Origin of the sequence: Lutimonas halocynthiae (assembly GCF_030409835.1) — a bacterium.
GTDB lineage: Bacteria > Bacteroidota > Bacteroidia > Flavobacteriales > Flavobacteriaceae > Lutimonas > Lutimonas halocynthiae.
The window spans coordinates 1-525 of record NZ_JAUFQO010000021.1; the positions used below are offsets into that span (position 1 = coordinate 1).

1 protein-coding gene is annotated in these 525 nt (G+C 37.3%); it reads right to left on the minus strand.

Going from position 1 to position 525, the window contains the following annotated elements:
• On the minus strand, positions 1 to 525 hold a 525-nt coding region (locus QWY87_RS17830; protein WP_290293747.1), incomplete at both ends, for a hypothetical protein.

The following is a 525-nucleotide window of genomic DNA, read 5'->3' on the forward strand; positions in this document are numbered from 1 at the left end:
AAGTTCCGGCCACAAAGTAATATCGACAGGTCCAATTAATTTCTTATCATCCTGAATATAGTAATAAGATCCATTGGTCATATCCTTGACATCAGGCTCTTTGGTTACAATATTAACCTCGAATGATTCACCCCATTTGCTCGGATCTTTTTTAGGGCCAAACATTGTTTTGCTATTTAAATCAATAGAATATGATCCTATGGCATCATCATCCTTTTTACTCGAAAATTCGATTAGTGTTTCAATAGTGACACTAGTCAATTCTGGGGCTTTTTTAGGTCCGTGTAACTTAGGTATTTTAGTGTCCAGGTAGTAATCACCTTCAGCACCCATTTCATTGATCTTTAATGCTTCAGGAACTACAAATAATTTAGCACCTTGAAAATCTATATGAAATGAATCCAGTCCTTTCATTATAGGTGGATCTCCCCATTCGTCCGCGGTGGCTTTTGGTCCATATAAGGTATGTTTGGCTTTATCATAAGCATAAACTCCTTTATTGTCGTCTGTATTTGTTGGGGGGCC